This window comes from Temperatibacter marinus (genome assembly GCF_031598375.1).
In the GTDB taxonomy this organism is placed as follows: Bacteria; Pseudomonadota; Alphaproteobacteria; order Sphingomonadales; family Kordiimonadaceae; genus Temperatibacter; species Temperatibacter marinus.
Genome location: NZ_CP123872.1, coordinates 2761236 through 2778076, shown reverse-complemented (window position 1 = coordinate 2778076; position 16841 = coordinate 2761236). Strand labels below are relative to the sequence as shown.

At 43.9% G+C, this 16841-nt stretch carries 14 protein-coding genes; 5 read left to right on the top strand and 9 right to left on the bottom strand.

Annotated elements, in window-relative coordinates; genetic code table 11:
• Nucleotides 1-57: 57 nt before the first annotated feature.
• Both gltA and gltX read right to left on the bottom strand, forming a co-directional pair.
• On the bottom strand, nt 58-1329 hold the full coding sequence (gltA, locus tag QGN29_RS12535; RefSeq protein ID WP_375164710.1) for a citrate synthase: 1272 nt from the start codon (nt 1327-1329) through the stop codon (nt 58-60).
• An 84-nt stretch (nt 1330-1413) separates the two neighbouring features.
• Entirely contained in the window at nt 1414-2841 is a 1428-nt protein-coding gene (gene gltX / locus QGN29_RS12530) for a glutamate--tRNA ligase (RefSeq protein ID WP_310798212.1), read from the bottom strand.
• A 525-nt stretch (nt 2842-3366) separates the two neighbouring features.
• On the opposite strand from gltX, the gene QGN29_RS12525 reads away from it, so the two are divergent.
• On the top strand, nt 3367-5229 hold the full coding sequence (locus QGN29_RS12525; RefSeq protein WP_310798211.1) for a ComEC/Rec2 family competence protein: 1863 nt from the start codon (nt 3367-3369) through the stop codon (nt 5227-5229).
• 13 nt (nt 5230-5242) lie between these two features.
• Here QGN29_RS12525 and lexA read toward each other — a convergent pair whose 3' ends face one another.
• The 5 genes from lexA to QGN29_RS12500 all read right to left on the bottom strand — a co-directional run bounded on the left by lexA (nt 5243) and on the right by QGN29_RS12500 (nt 8924).
• Nucleotides 5243-5944, bottom strand: a complete 702-nt coding sequence (gene lexA / locus QGN29_RS12520) for a transcriptional repressor LexA (protein WP_310798210.1) — start codon at nt 5942-5944, stop codon at nt 5243-5245.
• Between the two features lie 88 nt (nt 5945-6032).
• On the bottom strand, nt 6033-6512 hold the full coding sequence (gene moaC / locus QGN29_RS12515; RefSeq protein ID WP_310798209.1) for a cyclic pyranopterin monophosphate synthase MoaC: 480 nt from the start codon (nt 6510-6512) through the stop codon (nt 6033-6035).
• A gap of 5 nt (nt 6513-6517) precedes the next feature.
• Entirely contained in the window at nt 6518-7309 is a 792-nt protein-coding gene (gene trpC, locus QGN29_RS12510) for an indole-3-glycerol phosphate synthase TrpC (RefSeq protein ID WP_310798208.1), read from the bottom strand.
• A 3-nt stretch (nt 7310-7312) separates the two neighbouring features.
• Nucleotides 7313-8344: an anthranilate phosphoribosyltransferase gene (gene trpD / locus QGN29_RS12505; protein ID WP_310798207.1), complete on the bottom strand. Its 1032-nt coding sequence runs from the start codon at nt 8342-8344 to the stop codon at nt 7313-7315.
• Entirely contained in the window at nt 8337-8924 is a 588-nt protein-coding gene (locus tag QGN29_RS12500; protein WP_310798206.1) for an anthranilate synthase component II, read from the bottom strand. The genes trpD and QGN29_RS12500 overlap by 8 nt, the downstream gene beginning before the upstream one ends.
• Nucleotides 8925-9017: 93 nt before the next feature.
• On the opposite strand from QGN29_RS12500, the gene QGN29_RS12495 reads away from it, so the two are divergent.
• Nucleotides 9018-10019, top strand: a complete 1002-nt coding sequence (locus QGN29_RS12495; protein WP_310798205.1) for a divergent polysaccharide deacetylase family protein — start codon at nt 9018-9020, stop codon at nt 10017-10019.
• Here the strand turns inward: QGN29_RS12495 and trpE are convergent.
• Together trpE and QGN29_RS12485 are read right to left on the bottom strand one after the other, a co-directional pair.
• Nucleotides 10006-11520: an anthranilate synthase component I gene (gene trpE / locus QGN29_RS12490; protein WP_310798204.1), complete on the bottom strand. Its 1515-nt coding sequence runs from the start codon at nt 11518-11520 to the stop codon at nt 10006-10008. The two genes, QGN29_RS12495 and trpE, sit on opposite strands and share 14 nt — an antisense overlap.
• Before the next feature lie 14 nt (nt 11521-11534).
• The gene (locus QGN29_RS12485; protein WP_310798203.1) at nt 11535-13457 is read right to left on the bottom strand and encodes a peptidylprolyl isomerase; all 1923 of its coding nucleotides are present in this window, start codon (nt 13455-13457) and stop codon (nt 11535-11537) included.
• 347 nt (nt 13458-13804) lie between these two features.
• On the opposite strand from QGN29_RS12485, the gene tpiA reads away from it, so the two are divergent.
• The 3 genes from tpiA (at nt 13805) to pyrG (ending at nt 16833) form a co-directional block, all read left to right on the top strand.
• Nucleotides 13805-14563: a triose-phosphate isomerase gene (gene tpiA / locus QGN29_RS12480; RefSeq protein WP_310798202.1), complete on the top strand. Its 759-nt coding sequence runs from the start codon at nt 13805-13807 to the stop codon at nt 14561-14563.
• Nucleotides 14564-14735: 172 nt separating this feature from the next.
• Nucleotides 14736-15065: a preprotein translocase subunit SecG gene (secG, locus tag QGN29_RS12475; protein WP_310798201.1), complete on the top strand. Its 330-nt coding sequence runs from the start codon at nt 14736-14738 to the stop codon at nt 15063-15065.
• 136 nt (nt 15066-15201) lie between these two features.
• Nucleotides 15202-16833 carry a CTP synthase gene (pyrG, locus tag QGN29_RS12470; protein ID WP_310798200.1) on the top strand — a complete coding sequence of 544 codons (1632 nt, stop codon included), beginning with the start codon at nt 15202-15204 and terminating at the stop codon, nt 16831-16833.
• Nucleotides 16834-16841: the final 8 nt, after the last annotated feature.

Below are 16841 nucleotides of genomic sequence, written 5' to 3'. Positions count from 1 at the left end.
CAAAAAAAACACGCCTCCGAAGAGGCGTGTTGTAGACAATTTTAGGTTATTATTAACTTAACGCTTGTCGAGATCGATATATTCCCGGCGAGGCGAGCCTGTATAAAGCTGACGCGGACGTCCAATTTTCTGTGTTGGGTCTTCAATCATTTCCTTCCACTGAGCAATCCAGCCTGAAGTTCTTGCTAAAGCAAACAGAACCGTAAACATTTCAGTTGGGAATCCCATTGCTTTCAGGATGATACCTGAATAGAAATCTACGTTCGGGTAGAGTTTCTTTGCAACGAAATACTCGTCCTCAAGGGCGATTTTTTCTAGTTCCATCGCAACATCAAGAAGTGGATCATCAATCTGAAGTTCATCAAGTACTTTATGAGCTGTGTCGCGCATTACTGTCGCACGAGGATCAAAGTTTTTATAAACACGGTGTCCAAAGCCCATAAGACGGAAAGGATCAGATTTGTCTTTCGCACGTGCAATAAACTCAGGAATTCGATCAACAGTTCCAATTTCTTCAAGCATATTTAGACAAGCTTCATTCGCACCGCCGTGCGCAGGCCCCCATAAACAAGCAATACCTGCGGCGATACAAGCAAAGGGGTTCGCCCCAGAAGAGCCCGCGAGACGCACAGTCGATGTTGAAGCATTCTGTTCATGATCCGCATGAAGAATAAAGATAAGGTCCATAGCTTTTTCAAGTGTAGGGCTAATTTTATAGTCTTCAGCAGGTACAGAGAACATCATATTCAAGAAGTTCCCTGCATATGAAAGATTATTCTTTGGGTGCACAAATGGCTGGCCCACAGAATATTTATAAGCCATCGCAGCAATCGTTGGGATCTTGGCAATAAGACGGTAGGACGCAACCATGCGCTGATGGGGGTCATTAATGTCAGTACTGTCATGATAAAATGATGCCAGAGCACCAACAACACCAACCATAATGGCCATAGGGTGAGCGTCACGACGGAAGCCTGCAAAGAAACGGCTCATTTGTTCGTGAACCATTGTATGGTAGGTAATATCGCTTAGGAATTTTTCTTTTTCTGCAGGAGAGGGAAGTTCACCGTAGAGCAATACATAGCAGACTTCCATGAAATCAGACTTGTCCGCAAGCTGCTCGATTGGATATCCACGATATAATAGTTCACCCTTATCCCCATCGATATAAGTAATTTTAGATTCGCAACTGGCTGTAGAAGTAAATCCAGGATCAAATGTAAACATCCCAGTTTCTGCATAGAGTTTGCGAATGTCTACGACTTTAGGGCCAATTGTTCCTTCAAAAATTTGGCTCTCTGTTTCAGTGCCATTGCCTGAAATTTTCATAGTGTCGTTTGACATGTTACTCTTCTCCTTATTTTATGATGACCCCAAAGACAGAAGTGTGATCCTCTATCATTTGTAATCAATTTATTGTGCAGCGATATCCTGAAGTCGAAGGATGCATTCCTCCTTACCCAAAATCTCCATAATCTCCATCAAATCACCCGATGGACGTCCGCCAGTTAAGGCGGCTCTTATGGGCTGCATGACTTTCCCCATTTTCATCCCCTTGCTTTCAGCAAAATCAAAAATGGATTGTTTAACATCCCCTTGTTCCCAAGACGATAAATTCTCTAGTGTTGAGGCCAACTCGCTGAGAATTTCAGCAATTTCGCCTGCTACAGCTTTTGCTGCTTTTTCCGTTAATGTTAATGGACGAATATTACAAAAAATTGCTGTAACCTCAGCTAAATCTGCGCGCTTCTTTGCTCTTTCTCTTGCAGAAGATAGGGCAAGTTTAACTTGTGCCAACTCTTCAGCCGTTGGAGCATGCTCAATCTCTGTCGCCAAGTCAGCTTTAAACCAGTCGATTAGGACATCCGAATCTGCTGTTTGAATATAATGAGCGTTTACAGAATCAAGCTTGTCAAAGTCCAGGCGGGATGGGCTCTTGCCTAAATTTTCCATGTTAAACCATGCAATTGCTTGATCTGTTGTAATAAGTTCGTCGTCCCCATGGCTCCACCCTAAGCGTAGCAAGTAATTTCGCATCGCTTCTGGAAGATATCCCATTTCATCATAGCCATCTACGCCAAGAGCACCGTGACGTTTGGATAGCTTCTTTCCGTCTGGGCCATGAATAAGGGGAATGTGAGCAAAAATTGGAGCATCCCAACCCATTGCTTCAAAGAGTTGCATCTGCCTGAAGGCATTATTTAAATGGTCATCTCCGCGAATAATATGAGTGATACCCATATCGTGATCGTCCACAACAACTGAGAGCATGTATGTAGGGCTCCCATCAGCACGCAGAATAATCATATCGTCCAGTTGGTCATTCTGTACAGTGACATCACCCTGAACTTGATCGCATATTGTTGTCGCACCCTCTCTATTCATTTTTAGGCGAATGGCTGGGGCTACTCCTTCAGGGGCTTGTGAAGGATCTCTCTCACGCCAGATATCGCCTCGCATTGGAAGGCCTTTTTCACGGCTTTCTTCGCGCAGAGCAGCCAGTTCCTCTTGGGTGGCATAACATTTGTAAGCTTTGCCTGCAGAAAGAAGGTCTTCAGCCACTTGTCTATGTCTGTCAGCTCTTGCAAATTGACTGATCACATCTCCGGTGTGATCAAGTCCTAACCAATTCATCCCGGATAAAATGGCGTCAACAGCTTCATCTGATGATCTTTTACGGTCTGTATCTTCGATACGGAGAAGAAAATCTCCCCCGTTGCGTTTCGCGAATAGCCAATTATAGAGGGCAGTGCGTGCGCCTCCAATATGCAAAAAGCCTGTAGGGCTTGGCGCAAAACGTGTGACGACCTTTGGCATGTCAGTGGGCATGTCAGTGGGCATAAATACCTGCTCTTTACTAGTTTAAAACCTGCCGAGTTAAACAACCTTAGTCATTCTGTTTGAATGATATTTGAACATTTTGAAGCGTCCAAGGACAGGGACCTGTTTAACGGTTGAGGCCTTTTATCATAGACTAACCAGTTTGACAAATATTATTGCACTGCACATAAAATGCACATTAAAATGAATGAGCGCAATAATTCTCGCTTTTCTTTGTCTTTTATGGCTTAATACACGCATAAATTTGTAAAGAGTATTCTATACGTGTATGAGGCCTTCATTAAGCCAATTTCTCCGCAAATCTTATGGGGGGATATTAAGAAAACTTGTGGGAAAGTGACAATATCCCATGAGAGAAAAATTCTATCTCAATTTTCTTTTTTGTCAGCTGGATGTATTTTTTATTTTCTCCTTCCTATAGAACCGCCTCCGCTTTTTATCGGTATATTCCTTCTTGTCTCCCTTGCTTTGTATAATTCTTTCAGATGCAGTATGTATGTTTTTCTAATCAAAGGATTGGTCTATATGGCTATTGGGTGCCTTTTGGCCTGGGGACAAACACAAAAAATTCATACCATTTCTTTTGATCAAACACCCCGTTATTATAAATTAACAGTAGAACTTAAAAAAATCGAACCAAGAGGTGGGGACCACTACCGGCTAATTTCTAAAGTGCTGGCGCCAAAATCTCACCGGGGTGCAACGATTAAAACAACAGTAAAGACAGGCATGGACCCGGCCATCACTGTCGGCGATGTCGTGTCGTTTGCCGCGATGGTGTCTCATCCATCGCCCCCTGTTTTCCCACAGAGTTATGATTTCCAACGAAAAGCATTTTTTGAAAAGCTCAGCGCAACAGGCTATGCCGTTTCATCCCCTGTTTTACTTAGGAAATCAGAACAGCTTGCCTCCCTTTTTGAGTGGGTTCACTTGAGGCGAAAGGTAATTGCAGATCGCCTCGTTGAAAGTCTGGGCCGTCGGGCAGGGGGTGTTGCAGCTGCGCTTCTTGTCGGTCGAAAAGATTATATTGAGAGGCAAATTAATGAGGATATGAGGGTGGTCGGCCTTAGTCATGTCCTTGCAATCTCTGGGTTGCATATGGGCCTTATCAGCGGCTTGGTCTTTCTATTTTTTGAGGGCATTTTCTCGTTAATCCCTATGATAGCTCTTAGAATTGCTCCGCGGAAGTTGGCTGTTCCCTTTGTTGCCTTGACTGCAACAGGGTATTTGATTTTATCAGGCTTTGCGGTGTCTACTCAGCGTGCCTATATCATGGTGCTTGTTGCCTTATTAGCTCTGCTCATGAATAGACGCGCTTTTTCGCTCAGGACTTTAGCTATCGCAGGTCTCATGATTCTCCTCGTAAATCCCTATGCTTTGATGACGATTGGATTTCAATTATCATTTTCTGCAACTGCTGGATTAATCCTATTTTATACTTGGTATGCTGAGTATCGTTTCCTTCGATTCAGCAAAAAGGCATTTGCTACTAAAAGCAGAGCAGTCTTGCTTGTTGAGAAAACTTGTATGGGGTTCTTGATGATATGTTTGACAACAATTGTCTCGCAATTGGCTATCACGCCATTTTCCCTCTATCATTTTCATACGATTTCTATCATAGCAATTGTTGCGAATCTCTTAGTGATGCCACTTGTGACTGTTCTTATTATGCCCATTGGGCTTCTCATCCTTTTCGGCCACTTGATAGATATTGAATGGAATAGTTTAAATTTTATTCTTAGAGAATCGATATCTCTGATGATTGAGACAGGTGAAAGGCTCTCTGTCGCTCCTTTGACGGATTATAGAAGCGGCGTATTAACACCAGTCGCTTTTTCACTCGGTTTGATTGGTACGGGGTGTATGATTTTTATCAGACCCAAGCTTTTAGGCCTGAATCTATTCATGCTTTGTCTTAGTGGCATGCTTATACTGCCAGCTCAGCAAGAACCAGATCTTTATGTTCTAAAATCTGGCAAAGCCCTGATTGCATTCGAAAAGAATACTATTGATGGGCGCATAAAATCTGTGGCCTTTAAGAATATAAGGCACTCAAGTTATGTTTATGAACAAGCCGTGATGAGGGGAGGATTAAAAGACGTTAGCAAAGTAAAGAAAATCAAAGGATCCTGCGGACTTGGAGGCTGCATGCTCACAGTCAACCAAAAGAAAATCGCTTTAGTAAAGGAGCGCGAGATGCTCTTAGAGGTTTGCGGGCAGGTGGATCTTATCATTCATAATTATCCCCCATGGCTGTGTAAAATAAGTCAATCAATAACGCTGAATGCTTTGAACCGTTATGGGACACACGCCGTCTATTTTACCGGGATGGGGAAGACAACCATTATAAAAGCAAAAGGCCCGCATTCCAGCAGGCCTTGGCAATAAATAAAGGGAATATTTAGTGATAAGTACGCATTAATCCTACAAGTTTTCCTTGGATTTGTACTCTTCTTGGTTCATAAAATTGTGTGTCATAGCGACGATTTGCAGGCACAAGAGCAATATGATTATTTTGTTTCTTAAATGTTTTCAGCGTTGCTTCTTCCCCGTCAAGGAGTGCGACCACAACATCGCCCTCACGAGCTGTTGTACAACTTTCAATCAAGACCGTATCACCGTCCATAATTCCCATTTCTTCCATACTATCCCCATCAACGGTTAGGGCGTATGTTTGACCACGCCCAACCATATCCATTGGAACAGCTATGTTGTTGTCTGCATTTTCAAGAGCCTCTATAGGTGTTCCTGCAGCAATACGCCCATGGAGAGGCACTTCTGCAACATCAACGGCGGAAGGGGCTTGAGTTGCTCTTGGGTGTGGGGCGCCAAAGTTTCCTGTAACAATATTAGATTTATCAACGGGGGTCTGGGCTGTTGCGGTCATATTATCTGGCAGCTTAACAACTTCAAGGGCACGAGCACGGTTTGCAAGTCTTCTCAGGAAGCCCCTTTCTTCAAGGGCGCCGACAAGGCGATGAATACCTGATTTAGACTTTAAGCCTAAAGCATCCTTCATTTCATCAAAGGAAGGTGCCACACCGTTCTCTTGTACTTTTTCATGAATAAACATCAAAAGTAAATTTTGCTTTTTGGTCAGCATAAAAGCCCCCTTTAACCCCGTTTTGTTTATACTATGTTCTCTTTTAGTTCCCTTTGCAGAGAATGTCAAGGGCACATCTCGTGTGAGGTTAGGCCGTTACTTTGAAATCGCCAGATTTACCGCCGGATTTAGAAATGAGTTTGGTTTCTGCGATAACGATGGCTTTGTCTACTGCCTTTGCCATATCATAAATAGTCAGAGCCGCAACAGACGCTGCAGTTAGAGCTTCCATTTCTACGCCAGTTTTTCCCGTGGTCTTAACAGTTGCTGTAATACGCAAATTTGAAGGGCTGATTTTTTCAATCTCTAGCTCAACACCAGTAAGAGAAATTGGGTGACACATGGGAATCAGCTCGTAACATTTTTTGGCAGCCATAATTCCTGCAATACGAGCTGTAGCCAGAACATCGCCCTTTGGGAGATCGCCAGATAGAATTTTGTCTAGTGTTTCTTGACGCATATTAAGAAGAGACTGGGCCACGGCTAAGCGCTTCGTATAGTCTTTATCAGAAATGTCCACCATTCTGGCTTCACCTTTATTGTTCAGGTGTGTTAGCTCTTCAGTCATATGGTTTATTTCCCTACCATGGTGTGAACGGCTTGAATGATATTGTCCTGCCGCATAAATGTCTCTCCTATAAGGAATGTTGACACATTCGCTTTCTCGCAGTCAATAAGATCCTGATGCGTGGCTAGTCCACTTTCACCAACACATAAGCGATCACTGCCTGCCATCGGTGCTAGATCAAGAGTATTCTGAGTGGATACTTCCATGGTCTTTAAGTTGCGATTGTTGACGCCGAGGAGGGGGCTTTTCATGGTTAAGGCGCGCTTCATTTCTTCTGCATCATGCACTTCGATTAAAACATCCATACCAAGCTCGAGCGCAACCGATTCTAGCTCTGTGGCTAAACTCTTATCGAGCGCGGCAAGAATTAGGAGGATACAATCTGCCCCCAGTGCCCGAGATTCGTAAATTTGATAAGGATCTATCATGAAATCTTTCCTGAGACAGGGCAGCGATACAGTGCGTCGAGCATCGATTAGAAACTGATCATCGCCTTGAAAATAGGGTTTATCAGTTAAGATAGAAAGGCAGGCAGCACCTGCGGCTTCATAGTCTTTAGCGTGGGCAACTGGATTGAAATCAGGCCGAATAAGTCCTTTTGAAGGGCTGGCTTTCTTAATCTCACAGATTAGACCGTAGTCCTTGGAAGTTTTTTTCTTTTCTAGGGCACTGAAAAAGCCTCTTGGTGCAGATGCTTGCTTGATGCCTTCTTCAAGATCCTGGATAGAAAGTTTTGTTTTGGATTGAGCCACATGCGCACGTTTTGCAGCGCAAATTTCTTCTAAAACAGCTGGCATATTCTATTCCTCAGGAAGTTTGTGGGCCTGAGTGAAGTCAGCCCATTCTCTGTATTTTTTAAACATAGTCCCTTGGTCAATGGCTTTTGCGGCAATTTCTACACCGGCACGTAAGTCATCCACCACGCCAGCGACTAAGAGCGTTGCTGCGGCATTCAAAAGAACAATATCTCTATAGCCAGACTTTTTCCCTTTCATTAGAGTGAGCATGGCTTCTGCATTCTCTTCTGCAAGACCGCCTTGAATTTCTTCAAGAGGTGCAATGTCTAAACCATAGTCCTTAGGTGAAATTGTAAATTCCCTGATTTTTCCATCCTTCAATTCTACCACATAACTGTCACCAGTAATCGTGAGTTCATCCAAACCGTCTGAGCCATGAACCACCCAGACATGATCACTGCCCAGTTCTCTAAGAGTTTCTGCCATGGGTAGAAGCCATTTTTTATCAAAAACTCCGAGCAATTGGCGTTTTGTCATCGCTGGATTGGCTAAAGGGCCAAGAAGATTAAAGATTGTTCTTAGACCCATACTTGCCCGGATTGGGCCCACATGGCGCATCGCACGGTGGTGACTGGGGGCAAACATAAAAGCAATGCCGTGCTGCTTGAGACACGTTTCATTATCGGCTTGTGAAATTTCTAGATTAATTCCTAGAGCATTCAAGACATCAGCCGATCCAGATTTACTTGATACCGAACGGTTGCCATGCTTGGCAATTGTAGCACCACAGGCCGCAGCAAGGATAGCAGCCGTTGTTGAGATATTATAAGTACCGAGGCTGTCCCCGCCAGTACCGCATGTGTCGATACTATTTTCAGGAGCATCAATGAGATCTGCTTTACTGCGCAGGACCCGCGCCCCGCCAACAATTTCATCAACGCGTTCGCCGCGCAGACGCATACCCATTAAGAGCGCGGCCACCTGGGGCACATCTGCCGCCCCTGACATAATCATTGAAAAAGCAAGTTCAGCTTCTGCTTGAGTCAGGATTTCTCCGTCAGCAACTTTGGAGAGTGCAGGTTTTAAATCAACCATGGCATGCAAATCCTTTTGCAATATTTATAAAATTTTTCAATAGCTTATGACCATGTTCTGATGCGATACTTTCGGGATGATATTGGACGCCATAGAGAGGATAGTCTTGATGTTCTACAGCCATAATTAAACCGTCACTGGTTTGGGCTGTAACCTTTAAGCAGTCGGGAAAGGTCTTATCATCAATAATAAGCGAATGATATCTTGTCGCGTTATAAGGAGAAGGTATATCGTCAAATAAACCCGTTGTTGAGTGATGAATCTCGCTCGTTTTACCATGCATCACATAGGGGGCTCTGATCACATCACCGCCGTATATCTGCCCAATAGATTGATGGCCTAAGCAAATTCCAAGAATTGGGATGTTGCCTTTTGCAGCGTCTATTAGGTCGAGGCAAATACCTGCTTCATTGGGCGTGCAGGGCCCTGGAGACAAAATGATTCCCTCCGGGTTTAATGCCAAAGCTTCTTCAACAGAAATTTGATCATTTCTGACGACGGTTAATTCAGCACCGAGCTCCCTTAAATAATGGTAAATATTATAAGTAAAGCTGTCATAGTTATCGATTAAAAGGAACATAATTTTATCTAACTCTATACTTATTCTCTGTATCAGTTATAGCTATAGTGCAATCTCTTTATCAGAGACTATTTTGAGGGTCAAAGGTTACAAATGAAACGCTATTTAATCATTGGATATGTTAGCCTTATCTTAGCGTTAGCTGTTTTTTTAGCATATCACCTCATGGAGGGGCAGACAACATCTAGCAAGCCCACAGAAAAAGCTACAGAAAAAGCTACAGAAATAACTTCCGGAAAAAATGATTTTGTAAGTTTGAAGGAAACACCCAGAGAACTATCCCAAGAAACGAGAGATATTTTGAATGCCATGAAACCCGTGGTCATTCCTTTGCCAGCAATCAAGAAAAATTCAAAGCTTGCTAAGCCTCTTCCTGCCTGGCAAGACAATGCCTCAGTTCTTCAACCAAAGACCCAAAAACCAAAGCTTGTGATCGTAATTGATGACTTGGGGCTGAAAACAGAGGCCACATATAGATTGGCGACTATGCAAGGTCCATTTACACTTGCTTATCTTCCTTACGCCTTAGATTTACCTTATCAAACAGGCCTTGTGAAAGATGCAGGACATGAGCTGATGGTTCACTTGCCTATGGAGCCGCAAAATCAAGATGTAGATCCGGGCACCAACGCATTGCTCACAACCCTCGACCAAGCTGAATTAAAACGCCGCCTTGATTGGAATTTAACTCGATTTGAGGGCTATGTCGGGGTCAATAACCATATGGGTAGCCACTATACTGCTGACGGCCCTAAAATGGCGTTGGTGATGGCCAAACTAAAGAAAGAAGGTTATTTATTTCTCGATAGCCTGACCACGAATAAAACATTTGGTCCTGCGTTAGCGAAGGAATTGGATGTGCCCTTCATAGCGCGTGATATTTTCTTAGATAATGTGCGCACGCGGGCTGCCATCGAAAAACAGTTGACTCAGGCCGCCAAGATCGCAATGTCGCGTGGCTATGCCATTGCCATAGGCCACCCTTATGATGAAACACTTGATGTCTTAGAAGACTTAGCAGCGAGGCGAGATCGATTGCCCTATGAATTAGCGCCACTAAGCGCTGTTATCCTATCAAAATCTAAGAACGACTAGAAAAGCGAACGGCTTCTTCGGCTGCATTCACGAGAGCTCGCGCTTTATTGACGCACTCTTGATATTCACTTTCTGGGTCACTATCAGCTACAACTCCAGCCCCTGCTTGAATATACATTGTCCGATCTTTTACGATGGCTGTTCTCAAAACAATACAGCTGTCCATGGTACCGTTTACTGAGAAATATCCAACGCTGCCTGCATATGGGCCTCGTTTATCAATTTCTAACTCGTCAATGATTTCCATAGCTCTTACTTTTGGGGCTCCTGAAACAGTACCTGCTGGAAATCCAGCCTTTAGTGCATCAAAACAATCTAAACCGTCTTCAATTGTACCTTCTACATTTGAGACAATATGCATTACATGAGAGTAGAGCTCAACAGAATGACTGTCGGTCACTTCAACCGTGCCAGACTTCGTAACGCGGCCCACATCGTTCCGCCCAAGATCAAGCAACATGAGATGTTCCGATAACTCTTTGGGATCACTCAGGAGGTCTTCCATGAGCTGTTGATCCTCTTGCTTATCTCTCCCGCGTTTGCGGGTGCCCGCTATGGGGCGGATGGTGACAGTCTCATCGCGGAGACGTACTAAAATTTCTGGGCTTGATCCTGTCAGGGCAAAATCATCGAAATTGAGATGAAAGAGGAAGGGGGAAGGGTTTGTTCTTCTTAACGCCCGATAGAGCTCGAACGGTTGCAGCTCGAAGGGAACGGAAAATCGTTGAGAAAGTACAACCTGAAAAATGTCACCGGCAAGGATATATTCTTGCGCCTTTTCAACCATCGCTTTGTAGTGCTCTTTTTCAGTGTTTGACTGAGTAGGATCAAGCGTGCGTGTTACTGCAACAGAGGCAATCGGCTCATAAACGGGACCGCGAAGTTTAGTGCGGGTGTGTCTTATAAGTGAAACCGCTTGATCATAGGCTTCCTTGGCAGAGAGATCTGCCTTAGGTCGAATAGTGGCAACAAGAGTAATAAGATTTGTTACACTATCAAAAATAGCCATGATTTTTGGACGGATAAAAATAGATTCAGGGACATCAACGGGATCATCTTTGGTTGCCATCAAAGAGATGTCTTCCATATGACGCACCATGTCATACCCCATATATCCCACTAGGCCCGAGGCCATTGGAGGAAGCGAGTCTGGCAAGTCAAACAGACTATCTTGTTGAACAGTCCTGAGGCTGTCTATGGGGTTGCGCGTATCCAGATCCGTGAAGATCAATGTTTCTTCCTCTGGATTCTGACAGAGTTGATTCACTCCTTTGTCTGATCGCCAAATAAGGTCGGGTTTCATTCCTATTATGGAATAACGGCCTCTTGTTTCTCCTCCTTCAACAGATTCGAGTAAGAAGGAATATCGTTCTTGATCAGACAGCTTCATATAAGCAGAGACAGGCGTGTCTAGGTCAGCCACCATATGACAGAAAAGAACCTGACTTTCCTGTCGGGAATAAGCATCCTGAAAGACAGAATAGTCAGGGTTGATAGTCATCATTCATGTCCTACTTACTGATTTTGATCAGAGAAGATTTGCTGGATCAGTGCATTGTTAATAGTTTCAGGAAAACGCTTAAAGAGATTTGTCTGATACTGGGTTGCAATATCCAAGGTAATCGCTTCAGCCAGCTGTTTTCTGTATTCATCAAATTTTTCAGTGCGCTTTGAGAGATCCGCGGTTCTAATCATTTCATTTTTGACGACCACATAGCCAGTATTATCGGCTGTCCGTTCAACATTAATTTCGCCAACAGGTAGGCTAAAGAGAAGATCTCTTATATTTTGCGCAAGATTAGATTTTTCATCGGCAGTTCGCTGAATAAATCGTGTCTTAAATGACGTTCCGCCAGTTTCATTGATGATATCCTGAGGGTCTTCATTCTTCTGTAGGCGCTCCATCGCTTGCTCAATCAGCTCACCGGCTTTTTCCATTTTCCGATCATCTGTTAGTGTCGCTGTTAGTGTTTCTGTCATTTCTTCAAGGGTTTTTTCGCGTTCGGGTTGGATGTCGGTAACCCGAACAATATACATCCCTTGCTCGGCATCACCCGGACGAAGATCTCTTAACTCTGGATCTTCATCCGTCTCAAGTTCAAACGCATCTCTAAGAATGACATAGCCTTCCATCGTTGCCACAGCTGGTTGATCAGCGGAGTCGCGGCCAAAACGGTTTGTATTTTCAATGCTAGCAACAGTTAAACTAAATTTCTCTACGAGTTCATCAAAGGATAGGCCCGTGGCAATTTCATCTTCTAACTCATTAGTGCGATCATACATGGCTCTTACAGCTTTATCCTGAATGATCTCAGCTTTTAAAGTCTCGCTAACGCTGTCCAATGTGGTTGTGCTGCCAGCTGTTATAGACGTTGCTTGGAAGACATCAAAGCCAGCAAGGCTCGCCACAGGGGCAGAGAGGGCATTTTCTGAAACGGCGAAAGCCGCCTCAGCAGCGGCTTCAGAATAACTTTGCCCTAAGGCTTCTTTGCTGAACTCACCAATAGAGATTTCATCAGCAGAAAACTCGGTTGCTTGTGTCGCAGCAGTGACAAAGTCTGCGCCGCTTGTAACACTCGTAATGAAGGCAAGTGCATCTTCTTCCGTTGAGAAACTAATATGATTGAACGTACGAATTTCTGGTATGATATATTCGCCAGCCTTTGTATCGTAGAGACTTTTGATTTCCTCGTCTGACGCCTCAAGGCCTGTTTTGAAGGCTTCTGGGGAAAGGAGTACATATTGATATGTGCGTAATTCGTCAGTCTTATAACCAGCCTTACCTTTTTCATAAGCGGTTGCAACATCTTCCTCTGTTACGGGCTCAAAATCAAGAATATCACTACGAGTGATTGTAATGATTGTCGCATCGCGTAATTCGTTATCATACGAATATAACGTCTCAGCGAGTTTAGTTGCTTTGGGTTGATAAGCAAAAAGTACGTCCGAGATTTGATTACGCAGTACCGTATCGGAAATATCATCTTCAAGCTCAGAATAGGTAATTCTGAGAGAGTTTAAATAGTTATCCATTGCTTGCTTAGAGAATTGTCCCCCCATCTGGAAAGATTCAATATTTCTAAGTTCATCGGAGATAACCTCTTTTGAAGGACGCATGCCTAAGTCAGCAGCATTGGCACGATATGCAGCTTGAACCATCATTTCCGCAAGGACACGTTGATCAATGCGATAGTTTTTAATCACATCTGATTCTGACATGGCAAGTTGCGCTTGAGCCTGAAGGTTTCTGGCCTGCCTTCTGACAGCAAGTTCATATTTTACTCGGTCAATTTCCTCGTTGCCAACTTTTGCAACAATATTAGTATTACCAGCGAACATCGTTGGTCCAACGCCCCATACGGCAAAAGCTGCAACTAAAAGGCCCAAAAGGAGCTTTACAAAAAAGCTATCTAAATTACTGCGCACATTGGCCAACATGACCCAAACTCCCAAATCAGTTATTGATTATATACTTATTGTCTTCATATAGAGACAGATAAGCGCCTTTTATTATATTTCAAGGCGTAAATGCGGCGCATCATAGCAAGAGTTTGCTTGCCTGCAACCGCATTTCTGCTTTTCTCGCTTTTTATAAGGTTTTTGTCAAAAAAAAGTAGCCCATTAGGTTGATTCAACTGGCCTTTTTAAGAAGGCTTTGATACATGAGAGTTAGACGGAATAGCTGTCTGGTCCCAAATAAAAAGAGAGCTATCTGAGAATCGTAATCTATTTTGAGTCTATCTTCAGAGAATAAATGCTCTTGGATAGCTCTACAGGGGGTATATATGTCAAAACCAGTCTCACTTGTCGCCGGTAATTGGAAAATGAATGGCCAACGGGGTAGTTGGAAAGAGATCGATAGTCTCATCACTAAAATTGATAAGGAAGCACCGGCTGACTGTGAGGTGCTGATTTGTCCTCCCTTAACTTTGATGGCGCTTTTTGCCGTCGATGCCAGTCAGAGCAAAGTACAAATTGGTGCGCAGGACTGTCACCAAAACAATAAAGGTGCGCATACGGGGGATGTTTCTGCCTCGATGATTGCTGATTGTGGTGGGTCACATATTATCGTCGGACATTCTGAGCGACGGGCAGATCACCAAGAAACGAGCGCACTTGTGCATGATAAAGCTGTCTCGGTGGTTGAAAATGGCATGAAAGCTATTATCTGTGTGGGAGAGACTGAAGCAGAACGTGATGCAGGGGATGCAGTTAAAATTGTTTTGGACCAGATTTCTCAATCTGTTCCTTCGACGGCTACCTCTGAAACAGTGATTATTGCTTATGAACCTGTATGGGCGATCGGAACTGGGAGAACTCCAACCGTCGCAGATGTTGAAGAAATTCATACGGCTATTAGAAATTCTCTGATTGATCGCTTTTCGTCTGATGGGGCGGGCTTTAGTATTCTTTACGGCGGCTCAGTCAAACCATCAAATGCAAAAGAATTGATGGGCGCTGAAAATGTTAATGGAGCCCTCGTCGGGGGCGCTAGTTTGAAAGCTGATGATTTCAACGGAATTATCGATGCTTATCGACCATAAGATAGGTCTATAATAAAATTATAGGCAAAAGAGAAAATTTTACTTGGCAAAGACGGGGTATTTCGTCTAATAGTCCCGCTTTGAATATGTTTGCCGCTGGTTCTATATGGATAGAGAGTGCGGTGAGAAATAATCTGATAGAAATATCAGTTACTTTATAAGGCTAAGAGTTATGGAAAGCGTATTGCTTGCAATTCATCTAATCGTGGCAATTGCTATTGTCGTTTTGGTACTTCTTCAACGATCAGAAGGCGGCGGTCTTGGTATCGGAGGAAATTCTTCTGGAATGATGACAGCACGCGGTGCAGCGAACCTTTTAACAAAATCAACAAAATGGCTGGCAGTCATTTTTATTGTTAATTCCTTAGCCCTTGGGTATATCGCTGCGAACCGAGATAAAGGGGAAACAGCTGCAGACCTTGCAGAGCAAGCAGATACGCTACCCAAGCCAGAGAAGGATAAGGAACTTCCAACCCTTCCAACCAAAGATAAAGATAATTAGAATAACGGGTATTAGACACGGGGGCTTCGGCTCCCGTTTCTCTGTAAGTCTAAAATAATTTGAATTTTTGAGTATTGCTTTTATGCTCGTCAATACGTTTGACGAGTGAAGTAATGATATTGAATGAGGTCCATGTATGACACGCTATATTTTCGTTACAGGTGGAGTGGTTAGTTCTCTTGGTAAGGGACTGCTGTCTGCCTCTCTTGGAGCTTTACTACAAGCTCGTGGATATACAGTTCGAATCCGAAAACTCGATCCCTACTTGAATGTTGATCCTGGGACAATGAGTCCCTATGAGCACGGAGAATGTTATGTAACAGACGACGGTGCTGAGACAGATCTGGACCTTGGTCATTATGAACGTTTTACAGGCGTGTCTGCAAGCCAAGGGGATAATGTAACATCCGGGCGTATCTATAAAGAAATTATCGAAAAAGAGAGACGCGGTGATTATTTAGGCGCTACGGTTCAAGTTGTCCCCCATGTGACCAATGCAATAAAAGATTTTGTCGTTGAAGATGAAAAAGGCGAAGATTTTGTAATTTGTGAAATTGGTGGGACTGCGGGTGATATTGAAGCTATGCCCTTCATGGAAGCAATCCGGCAGCTCCACATCGAATTGGGTCGTGGACGGTCTATTTTTGTGCATTTAACCCTCGTTCCTTATCTCAGTGCCGCCGGTGAGTTGAAAACAAAACCAACACAACACTCCGTCAGGGATCTAAGGTCTATCGGAATTCAGCCTGATGTTCTTGTCTGTCGGTCTGAACATCCAATCCCCGATAGTGAACGGCGTAAGATTGGTCTTTTCTGTAATGTGCCAGAAAGTTCTGTCATTGCAGCTCTGGACGCGAGTAGCATTTACGATGTCCCTAGTCGCTATCATGAAGAAGGTCTAGATACAGAAGTTTTAAAGGCATTTGGCCTTGCGGCAACAGATAAGCCAGACTTAGCGCGCTGGGCTGATATTTCTGATCGTATCCATAACCCCGAAGGTGAAGTAACTATTGCTGTTGTTGGGAAATATACTGTTCTCCCTGACGCCTATAAATCATTGAAAGAAAGTTTAGTCCACGGCGGCATCGCTAATCGCTGTAAAGTGAATATTGAATGGATTGAATCAGAAGTTTTTGAAAAGGAAGATGCTGTAGATCGCCTTGAAGGCGTTGATGGTATTTTAGTGCCTGGCGGTTTTGGCGGCCGGGGTACCGAGGGTAAGGTTGCCGCGGCGCATTTTGCTAGAACACGTAAAATTCCGTATTTTGGGATCTGTCTCGGGATGCAGATGGCCACGATTGAAGCGGCTCGGAATATGGCTGGAATTGAAGGGGCTGGCTCGACAGAGTTTGGTGAGCCCAAACATCCAATTGTCGGCCTTATTACTGAATGGATCAAAGATGACGGCACAGTAGAAGAGCGCACCTCTGAGACAGACCTTGGCGGTACAATGCGTTTGGGGGCTTACCCTGCGCAACTCGGTGAAAATTCTCATGTGGCTCAAATCTATGGATCAACAAATATTCAAGAGCGTCATAGACATCGCTACGAAGTGAATGTTGGCTATGTGAAGCAGCTTGAAGAGGCAGGCGTTCTCTTTTCTGGTATGTCCCCAGATGGAAAGCTGCCTGAAATTATGGAAATCCCAGATCACCCTTGGTACATTGGTGTGCAATATCATCCAGAGTTGAAGTCGCGTCCTTTTGAACCGCATCCGCTCTTCTCAAGTTTTATCGAGGCAGCAGTGACACGGTCACGGTTGGTTTGATAAAACCA

What these genes read in the sequence shown, in the direction of transcription:
- lexA (WP_310798210.1), bottom strand. Translation starts at nt 5,944, where the DNA reads ATGCTGACCAAAAAGCAAAATTTACTTTTGATGTTTATTCATGAAAAA.
- pyrG (WP_310798200.1), top strand. Translation starts at nt 15,202, where the DNA reads ATGACACGCTATATTTTCGTTACAGGTGGAGTGGTTAGTTCTCTTGGT.
- gltX (WP_310798212.1), bottom strand. Translation starts at nt 2,841, where the DNA reads ATGCCCACTGACATGCCCACTGACATGCCAAAGGTCGTCACACGTTTT.
- gltA (WP_375164710.1), bottom strand. Translation starts at nt 1,329, where the DNA reads ATGAAAATTTCAGGCAATGGCACTGAAACAGAGAGCCAAATTTTTGAA.
- moaC (WP_310798209.1), bottom strand. Translation starts at nt 6,512, where the DNA reads ATGACTGAAGAGCTAACACACCTGAACAATAAAGGTGAAGCCAGAATG.
- trpC (WP_310798208.1), bottom strand. Translation starts at nt 7,309, where the DNA reads ATGCCAGCTGTTTTAGAAGAAATTTGCGCTGCAAAACGTGCGCATGTG.
- trpD (WP_310798207.1), bottom strand. Translation starts at nt 8,344, where the DNA reads ATGGTTGATTTAAAACCTGCACTCTCCAAAGTTGCTGACGGAGAAATC.
- secG (WP_310798201.1), top strand. Translation starts at nt 14,736, where the DNA reads ATGGAAAGCGTATTGCTTGCAATTCATCTAATCGTGGCAATTGCTATT.
- QGN29_RS12525 (WP_310798211.1), top strand. Translation starts at nt 3,367, where the DNA reads ATGGCTATTGGGTGCCTTTTGGCCTGGGGACAAACACAAAAAATTCAT.
- tpiA (WP_310798202.1), top strand. Translation starts at nt 13,805, where the DNA reads ATGTCAAAACCAGTCTCACTTGTCGCCGGTAATTGGAAAATGAATGGC.
- QGN29_RS12500 (WP_310798206.1), bottom strand. Translation starts at nt 8,924, where the DNA reads ATGTTCCTTTTAATCGATAACTATGACAGCTTTACTTATAATATTTAC.
- trpE (WP_310798204.1), bottom strand. Translation starts at nt 11,520, where the DNA reads ATGACTATCAACCCTGACTATTCTGTCTTTCAGGATGCTTATTCCCGA.
- QGN29_RS12485 (WP_310798203.1), bottom strand. Translation starts at nt 13,457, where the DNA reads ATGTTGGCCAATGTGCGCAGTAATTTAGATAGCTTTTTTGTAAAGCTC.
- QGN29_RS12495 (WP_310798205.1), top strand. Translation starts at nt 9,018, where the DNA reads ATGAAACGCTATTTAATCATTGGATATGTTAGCCTTATCTTAGCGTTA.